Below are 17,642 nucleotides of genomic sequence, written 5' to 3'. Positions count from 1 at the left end.
AGATACGCTGTTTTGGTGGTCCCCCTTTGGTTCACGCTGTCGGCGCTGTGCTTCGTCGGTGCGGCGGTGCTGCTCTACGTCGACATCGATCGGCGGCGCGGGCGCAGCAGGCGCCGCAGGTCGTGGGCGCGCTCCCACGGCTTCGACTACGAACGTGAATCGGCCGACATCCTCAAGCGCTGGAAGCGCGGCGTGATGTCGACGGTGGGGGACGTGGCCGCCCAGAACGTGGTGCTCGGCCAGATCCGCGGCGAGGCCGTGTACATCTTCGACCTCGAAGAGGTCGCCACCGTGATCGCGCTGCACCGCAAGGTGGGCACCAACGTGGTCGTGGACCTGCGGCTCAAGGGCCTCAAAGAGCCACGCGAAAGCGACATTTGGCTGCTGGGCGCGATCGGCCCGCGGATGGTGTACTCCACCAACCTCGACGCCGCCCGGCGCGCCTGCGACCGTCGCATGGTGACGTTCGCCCACACCGCGCCGGACAGCGCGGAGATCATGTGGAACGAGCAGAACTGGACGCTGGTCGCCCTGCCGGTCACCAGCACCCGCACCCAGTGGGACGAGGGGTTGCGCACCGTGCGGCAGTTCAACGACCTGCTGCGGGTGCTGCCGCCGCTGCCCGAGGAGACGCAGCAGGAGGCGGGCGCCCCGGCGAGCGTGCGCAGCGCGTCGCCCAGCCGACCGCTCGCCCCCGCGGGCCGCGCGGAGCTGCCGCCCCGCCGCCAGCAGGACTCGGCGGGCCTGCTGGGTGCGGAGGCCCCGCCCCGGCGCGCCCCCGAACCGGTGCGCCGCGACCAGACCCGCACGGAGGGCCGCCCGGACGCCGGCCGCCGCCCGCCGCCCGCGGGCCGCAACGGCCACCAGGCCTCCAACATTCAGCACTGAGCCGCGGACGGGCTGCCCGGCCCGCCCCGCCCGGGCGGGTCATAGGATGTCGCACATGCCTCGCCCCGTCGCCCTGATCACCGGGCCCACCTCGGGCATCGGCGCCGGCTACGCCCTGCGCTACGCCACCGACGGCTACGACCTCGTCCTGGTCGCCCGCGACGTCGACCGGTTGACCGCCCTGGCGGCCGAACTCGAGAGCCACGCGGGCCGCGTCGAGGTGCTGCCCGCCGACCTGGCCGAGGCGGCCGGCCGCGACAAGGTGTGCGAGCGGCTGGCCGCGGGCGTGCAGGTGCTGGTCAACAACGCCGGGTTCGCCACCTCCGGCGAGTTCTGGGCCACGGACCCCGCGAAGCTCCAGTCGCAGCTCGACGTCAACGTCACCGCCGTCATGCACCTCACCCGTGCTGCGCTGCCGGCCATGCTCGACGCGGGTTCGGGCACCGTCATCAACATCGCCAGCGTCGCGGGCCTGGTGCCGGGCCGCGGGTCGACCTATTCGGCGTCCAAGGCCTGGGTCATCTCGTTCAGCGAGGGCCTCTCGGTCGGCCTGCAGGGCACCGGGGTGACCGTGCACGCGGTGTGCCCGGGCTACGTGCGCACCGAGTTCCACGCCCGCGCCGGGATCGACATGTCCACCTCACCGTCGTTCATGTGGCTGCAGGTCGACGACGTCGTCAGCCAGAGCCTCGCCGACATCGCCCGGGGCAAGGTCATCAGCATCCCGGGGCTGCAGTACAAGGCGATCATCGCCGCCGAGCGGATGATCCCGCGGCCCCTCATGCGGGCCGTCACCAAGCGGATTGGCAGCGGCCGTGGCCGAACCTGACCGAAGCGAGCTCGCGGAGCTGGTGCGGCGGCTGTCCGTGGTGCACGGCCGGGTCACCCTGTCGTCGGGCAAGGAGGCCGAGTACTACGTCGACCTGCGCCGCGCCACCCTGCACCACCGCGCCGCGCCGCTGATCGGGAAGCTGGTGCGCGAGCTCACCAGCGACTGGGACTACGCCGTCGTCGGCGGGCTGACGCTGGGCGCGGACCCGGTGGCCACGGCCGTCATGCATGCGCCGGGACGCCCCATCGACGCCTTCGTGGTGCGGAAGTCCGCGAAAGCCCATGGGCTGCAACGCCTTATCGAGGGCTCGGAGGTCTCCGGGAAGCGCGTGCTGGTGGTCGAGGACACCAGCACCACCGGCAACTCCGCGCTCACCGCGGTGCGGGCCGTGCGGGAGGCCGGCGGCGAGGTGCTCGGCGTGGCCACCGTCGTCGACCGCGCGACCGGCGCCGCCGAGGCCATCGAGGCCGAGGGCCTGCCGTATCGCAGCGTGCTCGGCCTGGCCGACTTGGGGCTGGGGTAGGCCCCGTCACCGCTGTGCGCCTCCTCCTTGCCGTGGCCACCTGCGTGGCGGTCTGCCTGGCGGGCTGCTCCAATCCCTCCCACGCCGTCAACCCGTACGGCGCGCAGGGCGCGCGGATCGGCGAGTCGCTGGCCCTGCTGGGCTGGAACATGTCGGTGTCGAACCTGCGCTGGGACGGCGACTACGTCCTGGTCGACGTCGACGCGTCGGCCAAGGATCCGCACGCCCCGCACGCGAAGGCCGAGGACCTCCGCTTCGGGCTCTACGGCGCGCTGGCCCACCCCATGGAATCGCCGGCGCTCGGCGGCTGCGACGCGGCCCTGACCAGCGTCCACGACATCGCGCACCCGCTGTCCGCGCCGCCCGACCGCCTCACCGGCACGGTGTGCCTGGGCCCGCTGAAGGATCGCAGCCAGGTCCGCGGCGTCTACGCCTATTCGCCGCGCGACCGCATCCCCGACTCGTCATCGGCCTACCCGGTGGCGTTCCCGGTGGGGTTGCTGCCCACCAACGCCAACGACAGCGGCGGCCTGTCGGTCAAGACGGCGAGCCTGTCGGCGTGGCGGGCCGACGGCAAGCCGGTGACGCAGGCCCAGCTGGGGGATCCCGGCGCGTTCACCGGCAACGGCTTCATGCTGCTCGGGTTGGAGGCCGACGGCGTGGCGGCCCGCTACCGCGACGAGTCCGCCAAGCGCGGCGGCCCGGTGATGCTGCTCGCGTCGCCGGCGCAGCCGGGGCGGGGCCTCAATCCCGCCTGCGCGACCTACGGGTCGTCGGTGCTGATCCTGCCCGACGCCTCGCTGGACGCCGTGCACGTCAACGCGTCGCTGTGCACCCAGGGCGAGATCAACGACGCGCTGCTCTACGCGACCGTGGCGATCGACGGCACGCACGCCGGGGTGTGGACGCAGCGATGAGTGAGCCCGGACCGACGGAATGGGGCACCTCGGCCGGCGTCGGCCCCTGGCCCGGTGCGGTGCCCGACGACCCCCGCTACGACCCGGTCCTGTTGCGCGGCGGCGACACCCGCAACGTCGTCGACGCCTACCGGTACTGGACGCGGGAGGCGATCATCGCCGACATCGACCGGCGCCGTCACCCGCTGCACGTGGCGATCGAGAACTTCGGGCACGACGCGAACATCGGGTCGGTGGTGCGCACCGCCAACGCCTTCGCCGTGCACACCGTCCACATCGTGGGTCGGCGGCGCTGGAACCGTCGCGGCGCCATGGTGACCGACCGGTACCAGCGGCTGTGCCACCACGACAGCACCGCCGAGCTGCTCGACTTCGCCGCGGCGGCGGGCCTGACCGCGGTGGCCGTCGACAACGTCCCGGGGGCGGCGCGGCTGGAGCAGGCCGCGCTGCCGCGCGAGTGCCTGCTGGTGTTCGGCCAGGAGGGGCCCGGCATCACCGACGACACCCGCGCCGGCGCGGCGCTGACCGTGTCGATCGCCCAATTCGGCTCGACGCGCAGCATCAACGCGGGCGTCGCCGCCGGGATCGCCATGCACGCGTGGGTACGCCAGCACGCCGACCTGTCACGGGCCTGGTGATCCCGGACCCCCGATGGGGCAGGATCGACAGCTATGGATCAGCTCTGGGCCAACCGCGCGGCCAGCGCCGAAGCCGCTGTGGCGCAACGACACCTGAAGCGGCTGTGGGGTTTGCCCGCGACCCAGCTCGGCGTGGTGGGCTGGCCGCCGACCCGGCGCGACCGGCTGTTCGGAACCTGGCACTACTGGTGGCAGGCGCACCTGCTGGACTGCCTGGTCGACGCGCAGCGGCGCGACCCGCAGGCCGAACGGCGGGCCCGGATCACCCGGCAGATCCGCTCGCACCGGCTGCGTAACAACCTCTCCTGGACCAACAACTACTACGACGACATGGCTTGGCTCGCGCTGGCGCTGGAACGCGCCGCACGCATCGCCGACGTGCAACGCCCGGGTGCGCTCTCCAAGCTCGCCGGCCAATTCGTCGGCGCGTGGGCGCCGCAAGACGGCGGCGGCATCCCGTGGCGCAAGCCGGGGAATTTCTTCAACGCCCCGGCCAACGGGCCGGCGGGGATCTTCCTCGCCCGCTACGGTGACCACCTGAAACGGGCCGGGCAGATGGCGGATTGGATCGACCGCACGCTGATCGATCCCGACACACACCTGGTGTTCGACGGCATCAAGGACGGCTCGCTGGTGCGTGCGCAGTACACCTACTGCCAGGGCGTGGTGCTCGGGCTGGAGACCGAACTCGCCGCCCGCACCGGCGCCGAGGTCCGGGCCCGCCACGGCGCCCGGGTGCACCGCCTGGTCGCGGCCGTCGCCGAACACATGGCGCCCGCGGGCGTCCTGACCGGCGCCGGCGGTGGTGACGGCGGGCTGTTCTCCGGCATCACGGCCCGCTACCTGGCACTCGTCGCCACCACCTTGCCCGGCGACTCGGCCGACGACGCCGTCGCCCGCGACACCGCGCGCCGGCTGGTGCTGGCCAGTGCCAAGGCGGCATGGGACCACCGGCAGACGGTCGACGGCCTGCCGGTGTTCGGACCGTTCTGGGATCGCGACGCGCAACTGCCCACCGCCGCCGGCAAAGAGGGGGAGTTCATCGAGGGTGCGGTAAGCGGATCGGAGATCCCCGAGCGGGACCTGTCGGTGCAGCTGTCGGGCTGGATGCTGATGGAGGCCGCCTGTAACGTCACCGCCGTGACTGCAGGCAACGACGCCGCCCCGCACCAGGAATGAGCCGCCGATGACCGAGCCCGGCAGCTGGATTCCCGACGACGCGACGCTCGCCCAGGCCAACCTCACCCACTTCTTGGCCTGGCTGGCCGAGACCGGGCGCGGGCACTACGACGGCTACCCCGACTTGCTCCGCAAGTCCGTCGACGACATCGACTGGTTCTGGGACGCCGTCTGGCACTACTTCGACGTCCAGGCCGCCACCCCGCCGAGCGCCGTGCTCGGCAACCGCGCCATGCCGGGAGCCGAGTGGTTCCCCGGCGCCACCCTGAATTACGCCGGCGAGGTGTTCCGGCACGCGACCGACCAGCGCCCCGCCCTCATCGCCGCCGGCGAGGACGGCACCACCGAGTGGTCGTGGGCGCGGCTGCAGGCCGAAACCGCCGCGTTCGCCGCCTACCTGCGCGGCGTCGGGGTGCGGCCCGGCGATCGCGTCGTGGGTTACCTACCCAACATCGGCGAGGCGGTCGTCGCCGCCCTGGCCACCGCGGCGGTGGGCGCGGTGTGGGCGGTGTGCAACCAGGACGTCTCGGTCGACGGCGTGATCGCCCGGCTGGGCCAGGTGGAACCGGCCGTGCTGGTGGCCAGCGACGGCTCGGTGTACGGCGGCAAGCGCATCGACCGCCGCGCGGAGCTGGACACCATCCGCCGCGGCATGCCGACCCTGCGGGCCACTGTGGTGGTGCCGCGGCTGGGGCTGGATCACGACGGTGACACCGTGGCGTGGGCGGCCGCGATCGACAACGACGCGGCCCTGGAGGTCGCGGCCGTCCCGTTCGCGCACCCGCTGTGGGTGATGTTCTCCTCCGGCACCACCGGCAAGCCCAAGGGCATCGTGCACGGGCACGGCGGCGCCCTGCTAGAGCACCTGAAATACCTGAGCCTGCAACTGGATCTGCACGCCGGCGACCGCTTCCTGTGGTACTCGTCGACCAGCTGGATGATGTGGAACCTGCTGGTGTCCGGGCTGCTGGTGGACACCACCATCGTGTTGTACGACGGCAGCCCCACGCACCTGAGGACCGACGGGCTTTGGCGGGTGGCCGCCGAGACCGGCGTCAACGTGCTGGGCGCGGGCGCCGGCTACCTGCTGGCCTGCGCTAAGGAGGACCTGAAGCCGGGCGCGACCTACCCGCTGGACGCGCTGCGCGCGGTCGGGTCCACCGGGTCCCCGCTGCCCGCCTCCGGGTTCCGCTGGGTGCAGGAGGGCCTGGGCCGGTCGGTGCCGGTGATCTCGATGAGCGGCGGCACCGATGTCTGCACCGCCTTCCTCGGCGGCTGCGCAATCATGCCGGTGGTGGCCGGCGAGTTGTCGTGTATCTGCCTGGGCGCGGCCATCGAGTCGTGGGTGGGACCGCAACAACCCGTGATCGGTGAAGAGGGCGAACTGGTGCTGACCAAGCCGATGCCCTCGATGCCGGTGTTCTTCTGGAACGACGACGACGGCAGCCGCTATCGCGCCGCGTACTTCGACAAGTACCCGGGTGTGTGGTGCCACGGCGACTGGATCACCATCACCGAGCGGGGATCCGTTGTGGTGCACGGCCGCTCGGACGCCACCCTGAACCGGCTGGGCGTCCGGATGGGCAGCGCCGAGATTTACGGCGCGGTCGAGGGCCTGCCCGAGGTGGACGACTGCCTGGTGGTGGGCGTCGAGCAGGGCGACGGCGGCTATTGGATGCCGCTGTTCGTGTCCCTCGCGGATGGGGTGGAGTTCGACGACGCGCTGCGCTCGAGCATCGTCGCGGCGATCCGCGCGCACGCCTCACCGCGGCACGTGCCCGACGACATCCTGGTGGTGCCCGCCATCCCGCGGACCCTGACCGGCAAGCGGCTGGAGATCCCGATCAAGCGCGTCCTGCTGGGCGCCGCGCCCAGCGAGGCAGTGCAGATCAGTTCGATCGACCGACCGGAACTGCTAGACGCCTTCGTTGCGTACCGCCGGGCCGGGGTGCGCTGAATCCGGGCTCTGCTCAACGGTTTTGGACCGGCGGCCGCGATAACCCCGCCAGGCCGCGACGAACGCCGGGATCATCGACACGAACAGGATCACGAGGATGATCTTTTCCAGGTTCTGGTGAACGAACGGCACGTTGCCCAGGTTGTACCCGATCAGCGTCACGCCGCCGCCCCACAGCACGCCGCCGACGATGTCGAATGCCAGGTAGACGGGGTAACGCATGTAGGAGACCCCGGCGATCACCGGGGTGAAGGTCCGTACGAACGGCAGGAAGCGGGCCAGGATGATCGCCCATGCGCCGTACTTCTCGAAGAAGGCGTGCGAGTCGGTGACGTAGTGCTTCTTGAAGAAGCGGGAGTCTTCCTTCTTGAACAGCGCCGGCCCGATCCGGCGGCCGATGAAGTACCCGGTCTGGTCGCCCAGGATCGCGACGATGGCGACGGCCGGGGCCAACACCCAGATGTCGAGCGTGCCCTTGGCGGCCAGCAGCCCGCCGGTGAACAGCAGTGACTCGCCGGGCAGCAGCGGGAACAGCAGCCCCGTCTCGACGAAGACGATGACCAGGATCGTCGGCAGCACCGCCGACGCGAAATAGCCCTGGGGACCAATCCAGGTCATCGGGTCGAGGATGTTGGGCAGGGCCGTCACGGCGGTGCTCATGGTCGTTCAACATACCGGCTCGGGGTGAGCCGCCGACCGGTTACGCGGTCGGTCAGCCGCTGGGCGACTGGCAGATCTTCCACTGGTCGTCGCGGTACTGCAGGTCGAGGCTGCGGGTCGAGCGCACCTGTGGGTCGTAGGCCATGAACGTCGTGACGTTGGCCTCGGCGTGCTGGCCGTTGATGACCACCTGGTCGATGCTGGCGATCACCGGGTACTGCTTGGCCGCCGAGACGCGGCCATACGATTCCTGCCACGAGTGCTCGTCGTAATCGGCGTAACCATCGCGGGTGGTCCCGCAGGTGATGGTGCGCAGCGTGGTGAGGTCGCCGCGCTGGATGGCGGTGTCGAAGTCCGAGATGGTGTGCTTGACCAGGTCTTCCTGGGAAGCCTTCGCGTGCTTGCCCCGGGTCAGCAGCACGGTGCCCAGGATGGCGATCGCCGCCAGCGCCAGCACGATGACGACCAGCGCCAGCACCCAGCCCCAGTTGAACTGCTTGGGCGGCCGCAGCCGCTCGCCGAAGCGCGGCGGGATCGACTGTGGCACAGCGGCTTTCTGCGGGGCGCCGAGCTGGCCGTGCGGCGGAGTGGCGAACACCTCGGTGGCGGGCTCCGGTGTGGTGGCGATGACCGTGGTCTCTTTGGCGTCGAATCCGGGCGCGGTGAAGCGGCGCTCGTGCGCGGGGTCCGACGTGTCGTCGGGGCCGCCTTGGGGCTCGCCCTGGTTGATCACCACGGTCTCGGTCTCGGCATCGCGGGGTATCAGCGGAACGTTCTCGGTGACGTCTTCGCTGGACACGTCGCCGGGCGCACCGGCGTCATAGGCCCACTCGTCGCCCGGTTTGTTCCGGGACTCGCGCGGATCCACGGCTGCTGTCCTCCTAGGAGTGCGGTAGTTGCAGAGCTTAGCGACGAATACCCCGCGATGGGGTGAGGGAGAGGTGCGGCGCCGGCCACGAAACCGCGAACTGCAAAATAGAGCCATGACGCCGATGGGAGATCTCCTAGGACCCGACCCGATCCTGCTGCCCGGCGATTTCGACGCCGAGGCCGAACTGCTCGCCGGCGAGAAACCGGGCATCGTCGCCGCCGCGCATCCGGCGGCGTCGGTGGCCTGGGCCGCGCTCGCCGAGCAGGCGCTGGCCGACGACCAGGCCATCACGGCCTACGCCTACGCCCGCACGGGCTACCACCGGGGCCTGGACCAGTTGCGCAGGAACGGCTGGAAGGGCTTCGGCCCGGTGCCCTACGCGCACGAGCCCAACCGCGGCTTCTTGCGCTGCGTGGCGGCGCTGGCGCGCGCCGCCGACTCGATCGGCGAGGCGCCGGAGTACGCGCGCTGCCTGGATCTGCTCGACGACTGCGACCCCACCGCCCGCGCCGCGCTGGGGTTGGACGGCTAGCAGGGTCTGAGAAGGTCCTAGAAGGTCCTAGAAGGTCTCAGCGCAGTCGGCTCCGCCCGGCCCTTCGATCTGCACGGTGGCGTGGTCGAGCCCGCGGGCCGACAGCACCGCGCGGGCGTCGTTCAGCACCCGCGCCGAGTCCGCCGAGCTGGTCAGGTGCGCGGTGCACATGTCCTTGCCGGGCGCGAGCGTCCAGACGTGGAGGTCGTGGACCTCGGTGACGCCGTCGACGGCGCCCAGCGCGGTCCGCAGCTCCTCGACGTCGATGTGGGTGGGCGACGACTCCGACAGGATCCGCAGCGCGTCGCGGGCCAGCGCGATGGCCCGGGGCAGCACCCACAGCGCGACCAGCACGGCCACCACCACGTCGGCGTAGGGCCAGTGCGTGGTCACGGTGACGATGCCGGCGATCAGCACGCCCAGGCTGCCGACGGTGTCGGCGACGACCTCCATGTAGGCGCCCTTGACCGCCAGGCTGCCCGACGACTGTGACCGCAATAGCAGCGCCACCGCGAAGTTGGCGGCCAGGCCGGCCAGCGCCACCACGATCATCGGGACGCCGGGGATCGGCGGCGCGTCGCTGAGCCGTTCGATGGCCTCGTAGAGGATGAACAGGGCCACCCCGACCAGCAGCGCGGCGTTGGCGACCGCGGTGAACACCTCGGCGCGGTGCCACCCGTACGTCCGCGCGGGTGACGTGCTGCCCCGTCGGGCCAGCATGACGGCGGCCAGCCCCATGAACACCGCTACGACGTCGGTGAGCATGTGGCCGGCGTCGGCCAGCAAGGCGATCGAGTTGATCAGCAGCGACGTGACCAGCTCCACGACGAAGAACGCCGCGAGTATCGCCGCGGCCAGGATCATGCGGGGGATCAGCCGGGAGGAGTCCGTCCCGGCGGGGGTGTGGTTGTGCCCGGCGCCCATGGCCAGCAATATATGCGGATAATCGCATATATGGCAAGCGTTAGAACCAGCGGCTCCAGAAGCGGGTCAGCGCGTTGCCCCAGCCGACCAGCTGGTGCGGCACGCCGGACAGGTCGAACAGCGACAGCACGACGCCGAAGAACCATTGGTTGGCCGCCAGCGGCAGCAGCAGGAAGAGCAGGATGAAAAAGCCCCACTGCTTGGCCGGCGCCACGGCCCGCTGCGTCTCGGGGCTCAGGTGCGGTTCCAGGGCGTCGTAGCCGTCCAGGCCCGGGATCGGCAGCAGGTTCAGCAACAGCGCGGTGAGCTGAAGGAAGCCCAGGAACGCGACCGCGGACCAGAGCACCAGGTGGTGCGGGTTGAACAGCAAGCGGGTCAACGCCAGCAGCAGCACCGCGAGCGCGAGGTTGGCCGCGGGGCCGGCCAGGGCGACCAGCGTGCGGCGTGCGGGCGTCATGAACCAGGTCCGCACGTACACCGCGGCGCCCGGCAAACCGATGCCGCCGAGCGCGATGATCACCAACGGCAACAGCAGCGATAGCGCCGGATGGCTGTAGCGGCGCGGGTCCAGCGTGAGGTAGCCGCGCACCGCCGCGTCTCGGTCGCCGAACCGCCAGGCGGTCACGGCGTGCCCGAACTCGTGCAGGCACAGCGATACCACCCAGCCGGCGATGACGAAGGTGAACACCCCGACGTAGGCGAGGGGACGCTCGGCGGACCCGGCCAGCCACGCGAGCACGCCGCCGAGCGCCGTCACGCCGAGGATGGCCAAAAACAGGGGGCTGGGTCGCACCGATTCGCGCCCGGAAGGCTTTCGCACCGGTCGAAACTATCGGACCAGCAGCCAGCCTTCGACGTGGCGGTAGAACGTCGACCGGCGCACCGGCCGCGCGGCCGGGACGCCGTCGCGCACCACGCTGACGCCGGTGCTGCCCAACTGGGCCGCGCGCCCGGCGGTCCAGCGGCGCCCGCGCACGCGGGCCCGCAGCCCGGGGTTCGCCGGAGTCGGTTCGACGTGCACGGCGGCCACCTCGCCGTCGAACAGCGTGGTGTCGTCGACGACGGCCTCGCCGTGCACGGCGAGGCCCCGTTCTGGCGGGTACCAGCCGGCCCGCCCGACGACCACCGACCCGGTCTCGTCGCGCAGCAACGTCACCCGGCGCGCGGCGCCGCGTCGGGCGCGCCGCGCCGCGCGTCGCCCCGCGGGCAGGCGGTACACCCGGGTCGCCCGGGTGCGACGACGGGGCACGTAGGCCACCTCGACGTCCAACCGGTCGGCGCGCAGCAGCCCGGTCAGCACCGCGGCCAGGTCGGCGTCGGCCCCCACCACGACGACCCGCGAGTGCGGCGCCAGGTCGCCGGCCAGGTCGAGAGTTCCGTCGACGCGCACGGCGGGCAGGTCACGCAGCGTGGCGGGCGCGCGCGTCGCGCCGAACAACAACACCGTCACCTGGGCCGTGTTCGCGGCGCTATCCATGCGCTCCTCGCGGGCTTCGGGCTTGAGTCGAAATGCCTGGTTCCTCAGCGGGCCGCGAGCCGCCCGCATCGTCACAGGCTAAGGTGGGTCCCCGGCTGGACCACAATACGCAGGCGAGATCAGGTTGGAGCGTGTCATGCCGGCAATCGTCCTCATCGGCGCCCAATGGGGCGACGAGGGCAAAGGTAAGGCCACTGACCTGCTCGGCGAGCGTGTGCAGTGGGTCGTGCGCTATCAGGGCGGCAACAATGCCGGGCACACCGTCGTCCTGCCCACCGGCGAGAACTTCGCCCTGCACCTCATCCCGTCCGGCGTGTTGACGCCCGGCGTCACCAATGTCATCGGCAACGGCGTGGTGGTCGACCCCGGGGTGCTGCTCGATGAGCTCAAGGGCCTCGAGGATCGCGGCGTCGACACCTCCAAGCTGCTGATCTCGGCCGACGCACACCTGCTGTTGCCCTATCACGTGGCCATCGACAAGGTCACCGAGCGCTACATGGGCAACAAGAAGATCGGGACCACGGGCCGGGGCATCGGCCCGTGCTACCAGGACAAGATCGCCCGCATCGGCATCCGGGTCGCCGACGTGCTCGACCACGAGGTGCTGACCCACAAGATCGAGGCCGCGCTCGAGCTGAAGAACCAGATCCTGGTGAAGGTCTACAACCGCAAGGCGCTGGACCTGCAGCAGATCGTCGAGGCGCTGCTGGAACAGGCCGAGGGATTCAAGCACCGCATCGCCGACGCCCGGTTGCTGCTCAACAACGCCCTCGACGCGGGGGAGACTGTCTTGCTGGAGGGCTCCCAAGGCACCCTGCTCGACGTCGACCACGGCACCTATCCGTACGTGACGTCGTCCAATCCGACCGCGGGCGGCGCGGCGGTGGGCTCGGGCATCGGGCCCACCCGCATCACCACCGTGCTGGGCATTCTCAAGGCCTACACCACCCGGGTGGGGTCCGGCCCGTTCCCCACCGAGCTGTTCGACGAGAACGGCGAGTACCTGTCCAAGACGGGCGGCGAGTTCGGGGTGACCACCGGGCGGCGCCGCCGCTGCGGCTGGTTCGACGCCGTCATCGCCCGCTACGCCACCAGGGTCAACGGCATCACCGACTTCTTCCTGACCAAGCTCGACGTGCTGTCCAGCCTGGAGACCGTGCCGGTGTGCGTCGGGTACCGCATCGACGGTCAGCAGATTCACGACATGCCGATGACGCAGAGCGACCTGCACCGCGCCGAGCCGATCTATGAAGAACTGCCCGGCTGGTGGGAGGACATCTCCGCGGCGCGCGAGTTCGACGACCTGCCGGCGAAGGCGCGCGACTACGTGCTGCGGCTCGAAGAGCTTGCCGGGGCGCACATGTCCTGCATCGGCGTCGGCCCGGGGCGCGACCAGACCATCGTGCGTCGCGACATCCTGGCGGCCCGCCCGTGACCGACGCCCAGCCGGACGCGCGCGAGCTGGACCCGGAATACCAACGCCACGGCGGCTTCCCGGAATACGGCCCGGTCACCCCCGGCCCGGGCTTCGCCCGGTTCGTCGAGACCATGCGCCGGCTGCAGGACCTCGCCGTATGCGCCGACCCGGGCGACGACGTGTGGGACGACGCGGCGGACCGGGCCGCGGCCCTGGTGGAGCTGCTGAGCCCGTTCGAGGCCGACGAGGGGCAGGCGCCGGCGGGGCGGGCGCCCGACCTGCCCGGCATGGGCAGCCTGCTGCTGCCGCCGTGGGTGCTGACGCGCTACCAGCCCGACGGTGTCGAGATGACGGGCCGGTTCAGCCGCTTCCACGTGGGCGGCAACCACGCGGTGCACGGCGGGGTGTTGCCGCTGCTGTTCGACCATATGTTCGGCATGGTCTCGCACGCCGCGAATCGGCCGATCAGCCGGACCGCCTTCCTGCACGTCGACTACCGCAAGGTCACGCCGATCGACACCCCGCTGGCGGTGCGGGGGCGGGTCACCCGCACCGAGGGTCGAAAGGCGTTCGTGTCCGCGGAGTTGGTCGACGCCGACGACGCCGTGCTGGCCGAGGCCAACGGCCTGATGGTGCGGCTGCTTCCCGGCCAGCCGTGACCCGTCGGCGCCCGACCTATCCTTGAGCCGTGACTGACGGCGGAACCGAAGGACAAGACGACCCGACCGCGGTGCTCGCCGCTCCCGCCGGTGACGCCGATTCCCGACGGTCGGTGCTGCTGTTGGGCGCCGACGAGCTGGCCCGCGAGTTGGCGATCGCCCTGGGGCGCCTCGGCGCGCGGGTGATCATCGCCGAGGAGTACCCGCACGCGCCCGCGCACGGGGTGGCCGACCAGTCGGTGATCATCGCGCTGGCCGACCCCGCCGACGTCTCGAAGGTCGTGCAGCGGCTGCGCCCTGACGTGGTCGTCGCCGCGAGCGACACCGTCGCCGGCGACGCCCTGGACGCGGTGGCGTCGGGGCCCGGCGGCCACCGGCCCGAGGTGGTGCCCGGCGCGCGTGCGGTGCGGCTGGCCGCCGACCGCGAGGGCCTGCGCCGGCTGGCCGCCGACGAGCTGGGGTTGCCGACCGCGCCGTTTTGGACCGTCGGGTCGGCGGGTGAGCTGGAGGCCGTCGGCGCCCACGCCGGCTACCCCTTGGTGGTCAAGCCGGTCAGCGGCCCGCTCGGGCGGGGCCAGTCGGTGGTCACGGGCCGCGACGACGTCGGCCCCGCGTGGCAACGCGCGGTCAGCGGTGGGCAGCACCGCGCGCTGGCCGAGTCGGTGGTCGAGGTGGAGCACTACGTCACGCTGCTGGCGGTGCGCGTCGAGGGCCCCAGCGGTCCGTCGATCGAGTTCTGTTCACCGATCGGCCATCGCGACCCGGGCGCGGGGGTGTCGGAATCCTGGCAGCCGCAGAAGTTGAGCGAGGCCGCGACGGACGCCGCCAGGTCGATCGCCGCCCGTATCGTCAAGGCGCTCGGGGGCACCGGCGTGTTCGGCGTCGAGCTGATGGTCAACGGCGACGAGGTGTATTTCGCCGACGTCTCCGCCCGCCCGCGCGACAGCGCCTGGGTGACGCTGCGTGGTCAGCGGCTGTCCGCCTTCGAGCTGCAGGCCCGCGCCATCTTGGGCCTGCCGGTGGACACCGTGATGGTCTCGCCGGCGGCCGCCCGCGCGGTGACGCCGACCGCGGCGCCGAGCGCCGCCGCGCTGTCCCGGGCGCTCGACGTGCCGGAGAGCGACGTGCTGGTGTCGGGCCGGGCGTATCAGGCGTTGGCCACCGCCCCGGACGTCGCGGCCGCGCGCGAGCGCGCCGGGGAGGTCGCCCACCAGCTGGCCGATCGTCACCCACCGGCCTGAACCCACCGGCCAAACAGGGGCGCGGCCTCGCTACGATCGCAGGTCAGGCATCGCGCAGCGGTGGTGGTGGCCCGCGGGGGCTGATCGCCTCCCGTGAGCACAGGATCCTTCGTTGTCGACGACGGCGCCGACGAAGAATCGACTACGAACGAGGTCATACGAGCATGAGCACAGGTCACGCAGGCTCCTACGCGGGCGACATCTCTCCCCTTGACGCATGGAAGCTGCTCAGCGACAACCCGAACGCGGTACTGGTGGACGTCCGCACGGACGCGGAGTGGCGTTTCGTGGGCGTTCCCGACCTGTCCAGCCTCGGGCGCGACGCGGTGTTCATCGAATGGAACACCTCCGACGGCAGGCACAACGAGCGTTTCGCCGACGAGCTGCGCGAGCAGGTCGCGGACGCGCCCGCCGGTGAGGAGCGGCCGGTGGTGTTTTTGTGTCGCTCGGGAAACCGCTCGATCGGTGCCGCCGAGGTCGCGACCCAGGCGGGCATCACCCCGGCCTACAACGTGCTGGACGGGTTCGAAGGCCAGCTCAACGCCCAGGGCCACCGGGGCGAAACCGGTTGGAAGGCAATCGGTTTGCCGTGGCGGCAGGGATGACGCGGTCATGACCGAGTCGGTCCGCACGCCCAAGGCGTTGCCCGACGGCGTCAGCCAGGCCACCCTCGGGGTGCGCGGCGGGCTGCTGCGCTCGGGGTTCGAGGAGACCGCCGAGGGACTGTTCCTGACGTCGGGCTACGTCTACGAGTCGGCGGCGGTCGCCGAGCAGTCGTTCACCGGCGAGCTGGATCACTTCGTGTACTCGCGATACGGCAACCCGACGGTGACGATGTTCGAGGAGCGGCTGCGGCTCATCGAGGGGGCGCCGGCGGCCTTCGCGACGGCGAGCGGCATGGCGGCGGTGTTCACGTCGCTGGGCGCGCTGCTGGGGGCCGGGGACCGGCTGGTCGCCTCGCGCAGCCTGTTCGGGTCGTGCTTCGTGGTGTGCAACGAGATCCTGCCGCGCTGGGGTGTCGAGACGGTTTTCGTCGACGGCGACGACCTGGGCCAGTGGGAACAGGCGCTGTCCGTACCCACCACGGCGGTATTCTTCGAGACGCCGTCCAACCCGATGCAGTCGCTGGTCGACATCGCCGCGGTGTGCGAACTCGCCCACTCCGCGGGCGCAAAGGTCGTGCTGGACAACGTCTTCGCGACGCCGCTGCTGCAGCAGGGGTTGCCGCTCGGGGTGGACGTCGTGGTCTATTCGGGCACCAAACACATCGACGGCCAGGGCCGGGTGCTGGGCGGCGCGATCCTCGGCGACCGGGACTACATCGACGGCCCGGTGCAAAAGCTGATGCGGCACACCGGGCCCGCGCTCAGCGCCTTCAACGCCTGGGTGCTGTTGAAGGGCCTTGAGACGCTGGCGGTTCGGGTCGCGCACAGCAACGCGTCGGCCCTGAGGATCGCGGAATTCCTGCAGGACCACCCCGCCGTGCGGTGGGTTCGCTACCCGTATCTGGCCTCGCACCCGCAGTTCGACCTGGCCAAGCGGCAGATGTCCGGCGGCGGCACGGTGATCACCTTCGAGCTCGACTGCCCGCAGGGCGCGGCCAAGCAACGCGCCTTCGAGCTGTTGGACAAGCTGGCGCTGATCGACATCTCCAACAATCTCGGCGACGCCAAATCCCTTGTCACGCACCCGGCGACCACCACGCACCGCGCGATGGGTCCGGAGGGCCGCGCGGCGATCGGGCTCGGCGACGGCGTGGTGCGCATCTCGGTCGGGCTGGAGGGCACCGACGACCTGATCGCCGACATCGATCAGGCTTTGGGCTAGCCGGCCGCCTTCTGCTCGGCCGCCTCGGCGCGTTCGGCCGCCGCCAGGGCGCCCTCCGCGGCCTGCTGCTCGACCCAGTTCACCAGCGGCCGGGCGTAGATCATCTGGCTGGTGATCGCCATCTGACCGCGGCTGCGCCCCAGGAACGAGATGCCCCAGGCGAACATCGCCGCGATCCGGTTGCGGTGGCCGATGAGGTAGTACAGGTGCAGCACCAACCACGCCAGCCAGGCGATGAAGCCGGCGAATTCGACCTTGCCGACCTGGGCGACGGCGCTGTAGCGCGAGATCAGCGCCATGCTGCCCTTGTTCAGATACTTGAACGGCTTGCGCGTGGCCGGGTCGTCCTGACCCTTGACGGCCTGCTTGATGAGCGCGGCGGCGTACTTGGCGCCCTGGATGGCGCCCTGCGCCATCCCCGGCACCCCGGGCACCAACATCAGGTCGCCGACGACGAAGACGTACGGGTGCCCCTTGACGGTGAGATCGGGCTCGACGATGACTCTGCCGGCGCGGTCGGTCTCGGTGCCGTCGGATTGGTCGGCGAGCATCGCGCCCAGCGAGCTGGCCTGCACGCCGGCCGCCCACACCTTGCACGCGCACTCGATGCGACGCTCGCCGCCGTCGGAGTCCTTGACGGTGATGCCCATGTAGTCGACGGCGGTCACCATGGCGTTGAGCTGCACCTCGACGTCCATCTTCTCCAGTCGCCGTTGCGCTTTGAGGCCCAGCTTGGGACCCATCGGCGGTAACACGGCGGACGCGGCGTCGAGCAGGATGACGCGGCACTCGCTGGGGGTGATCGTGCGGAACGCGCCCGCCAGGGTGCGCTCGGCGAGCTGGACGATCTCACCCGCCAACTCGACGCCGGTGGGGCCGGCCCCGACCACGACGAAGGTCAGGCGCCGTTTCCGCTCGGCCGGGTCGGTGGCCACCTCGGCGGCCTCGAAGGCTCCGAGGATGCGGCCGCGTAGCTCGAGCGCGTCGTCGATGCTTTTCATGCCGGGCGCGAAGGCGGCGTACTCGTCGTGGCCGAAGTAGGACTGCTGCGCGCCGGCCGCCACGATGAGGCTGTCGAACGGCGTTTCGGTGTCCATGCC

General features: G+C 71.2%; 19 protein-coding genes. 13 read left to right on the top strand and 6 right to left on the bottom strand.

Annotated features, from left to right (window positions below; all coding sequences use genetic code 11):
- Window positions 1-15 precede the first annotated feature (15 nt).
- The 7 genes from ttfA to A5700_RS07175 are packed head-to-tail and all read left to right on the top strand — an operon-like array spanning window position 16 to window position 6,934.
- Complete coding sequence (gene ttfA / locus A5700_RS07205; RefSeq protein WP_068071045.1) at window positions 16-888, top strand: trehalose monomycolate transport factor TtfA; 873 nt, start codon at window positions 16-18, stop codon at window positions 886-888.
- Between the two features lie 55 nt (window positions 889-943).
- Entirely contained in the window at window positions 944-1,717 is a 774-nt protein-coding gene (locus A5700_RS07200) for an SDR family oxidoreductase (RefSeq protein ID WP_068070908.1), read from the top strand.
- The gene (pyrE, locus tag A5700_RS07195; protein WP_068070910.1) at window positions 1,704-2,243 is read left to right on the top strand and encodes an orotate phosphoribosyltransferase; all 540 of its coding nucleotides are present in this window, start codon (window positions 1,704-1,706) and stop codon (window positions 2,241-2,243) included. Before A5700_RS07200 ends, pyrE begins: the two co-directional genes overlap by 14 nt.
- A gap of 14 nt (window positions 2,244-2,257) precedes the next feature.
- A complete protein-coding gene (locus A5700_RS07190) occupies window positions 2,258-3,160 on the top strand; it encodes a hypothetical protein (RefSeq protein ID WP_068070911.1) in 903 nt (300 codons plus the stop codon).
- On the top strand, window positions 3,157-3,798 hold the full coding sequence (locus tag A5700_RS07185) for an RNA methyltransferase (protein WP_068070912.1): 642 nt from the start codon (window positions 3,157-3,159) through the stop codon (window positions 3,796-3,798). Before A5700_RS07190 ends, A5700_RS07185 begins: the two co-directional genes overlap by 4 nt.
- Before the next feature lie 33 nt (window positions 3,799-3,831).
- Window positions 3,832-4,977, top strand: a complete 1,146-nt coding sequence (locus A5700_RS07180) for a glycoside hydrolase family 76 protein (RefSeq protein ID WP_068070914.1) — start codon at window positions 3,832-3,834, stop codon at window positions 4,975-4,977.
- Between the two features lie 7 nt (window positions 4,978-4,984).
- Window positions 4,985-6,934, top strand: a complete 1,950-nt coding sequence (locus A5700_RS07175) for an acetoacetate--CoA ligase (RefSeq protein WP_068070916.1) — start codon at window positions 4,985-4,987, stop codon at window positions 6,932-6,934.
- Here the strand turns inward: A5700_RS07175 and A5700_RS07170 are convergent.
- Window positions 6,893-7,594 carry a DedA family protein gene (locus tag A5700_RS07170; RefSeq protein WP_068070918.1) on the bottom strand — a complete coding sequence of 234 codons (702 nt, stop codon included), beginning with the start codon at window positions 7,592-7,594 and terminating at the stop codon, window positions 6,893-6,895. The genes A5700_RS07175 and A5700_RS07170 overlap by 42 nt on opposite strands.
- A gap of 52 nt (window positions 7,595-7,646) precedes the next feature.
- Entirely contained in the window at window positions 7,647-8,462 is an 816-nt protein-coding gene (locus A5700_RS07165; RefSeq protein ID WP_068070920.1) for a hypothetical protein, read from the bottom strand.
- A 115-nt stretch (window positions 8,463-8,577) separates the two neighbouring features.
- Between A5700_RS07165 and A5700_RS07160 the strand changes: the two genes are divergently transcribed.
- The gene (locus A5700_RS07160; RefSeq protein WP_068070922.1) at window positions 8,578-8,997 is read left to right on the top strand and encodes a DUF3151 domain-containing protein; all 420 of its coding nucleotides are present in this window, start codon (window positions 8,578-8,580) and stop codon (window positions 8,995-8,997) included.
- Between the two features lie 27 nt (window positions 8,998-9,024).
- Here the strand turns inward: A5700_RS07160 and A5700_RS07155 are convergent, their stop codons facing one another.
- The 3 genes from A5700_RS07155 to A5700_RS07145 are packed head-to-tail and all read right to left on the bottom strand — an operon-like array spanning window position 9,025 to window position 11,398.
- A complete protein-coding gene (locus A5700_RS07155; protein WP_068070924.1) occupies window positions 9,025-9,921 on the bottom strand; it encodes a cation diffusion facilitator family transporter in 897 nt (298 codons plus the stop codon).
- Between the two features lie 40 nt (window positions 9,922-9,961).
- The gene (locus A5700_RS07150; RefSeq protein WP_068070926.1) at window positions 9,962-10,741 is read right to left on the bottom strand and encodes a site-2 protease family protein; all 780 of its coding nucleotides are present in this window, start codon (window positions 10,739-10,741) and stop codon (window positions 9,962-9,964) included.
- A 9-nt stretch (window positions 10,742-10,750) separates the two neighbouring features.
- Window positions 10,751-11,398 carry a peptidase M50 gene (locus tag A5700_RS07145; RefSeq protein WP_068070928.1) on the bottom strand — a complete coding sequence of 216 codons (648 nt, stop codon included), beginning with the start codon at window positions 11,396-11,398 and terminating at the stop codon, window positions 10,751-10,753.
- Window positions 11,399-11,534: 136 nt separating this feature from the next.
- Between A5700_RS07145 and A5700_RS07140 the strand changes: the two genes are divergently transcribed.
- From A5700_RS07140 to A5700_RS07120, 5 genes are all read left to right on the top strand, one after another.
- Window positions 11,535-12,833, top strand: a complete 1,299-nt coding sequence (locus A5700_RS07140) for an adenylosuccinate synthase (RefSeq protein ID WP_068070930.1) — start codon at window positions 11,535-11,537, stop codon at window positions 12,831-12,833.
- Window positions 12,830-13,474: a PaaI family thioesterase gene (locus tag A5700_RS07135; RefSeq protein ID WP_068070932.1), complete on the top strand. Its 645-nt coding sequence runs from the start codon at window positions 12,830-12,832 to the stop codon at window positions 13,472-13,474. Before A5700_RS07140 ends, A5700_RS07135 begins: the two co-directional genes overlap by 4 nt.
- Window positions 13,475-13,503: 29 nt before the next feature.
- Window positions 13,504-14,715, top strand: a complete 1,212-nt coding sequence (gene purT / locus A5700_RS07130) for a formate-dependent phosphoribosylglycinamide formyltransferase (RefSeq protein ID WP_068070934.1) — start codon at window positions 13,504-13,506, stop codon at window positions 14,713-14,715.
- Window positions 14,716-14,879: 164 nt separating this feature from the next.
- Window positions 14,880-15,320, top strand: a complete 441-nt coding sequence (locus tag A5700_RS07125) for a rhodanese-like domain-containing protein (RefSeq protein ID WP_068070935.1) — start codon at window positions 14,880-14,882, stop codon at window positions 15,318-15,320.
- A 7-nt stretch (window positions 15,321-15,327) separates the two neighbouring features.
- The gene (locus A5700_RS07120; protein WP_068070937.1) at window positions 15,328-16,542 is read left to right on the top strand and encodes an O-succinylhomoserine sulfhydrylase; all 1,215 of its coding nucleotides are present in this window, start codon (window positions 15,328-15,330) and stop codon (window positions 16,540-16,542) included.
- On the opposite strand, the gene A5700_RS07115 is transcribed toward A5700_RS07120, so the two are convergent.
- The coding region (locus tag A5700_RS07115) for an NAD(P)/FAD-dependent oxidoreductase (protein WP_068204587.1) at window positions 16,539-17,642 on the bottom strand (1,104 nt) is incomplete at its 5' end. The genes A5700_RS07120 and A5700_RS07115 overlap by 4 nt on opposite strands.

Source organism: Mycobacterium sp. E1214 (assembly GCF_001666755.1).
Classification (GTDB): domain Bacteria; phylum Actinomycetota; class Actinomycetes; order Mycobacteriales; family Mycobacteriaceae; genus Mycobacterium.
Note: the sequence above shows the minus strand (reverse complement) of the source record. Positions and strands in the feature narration are given on the sequence as shown.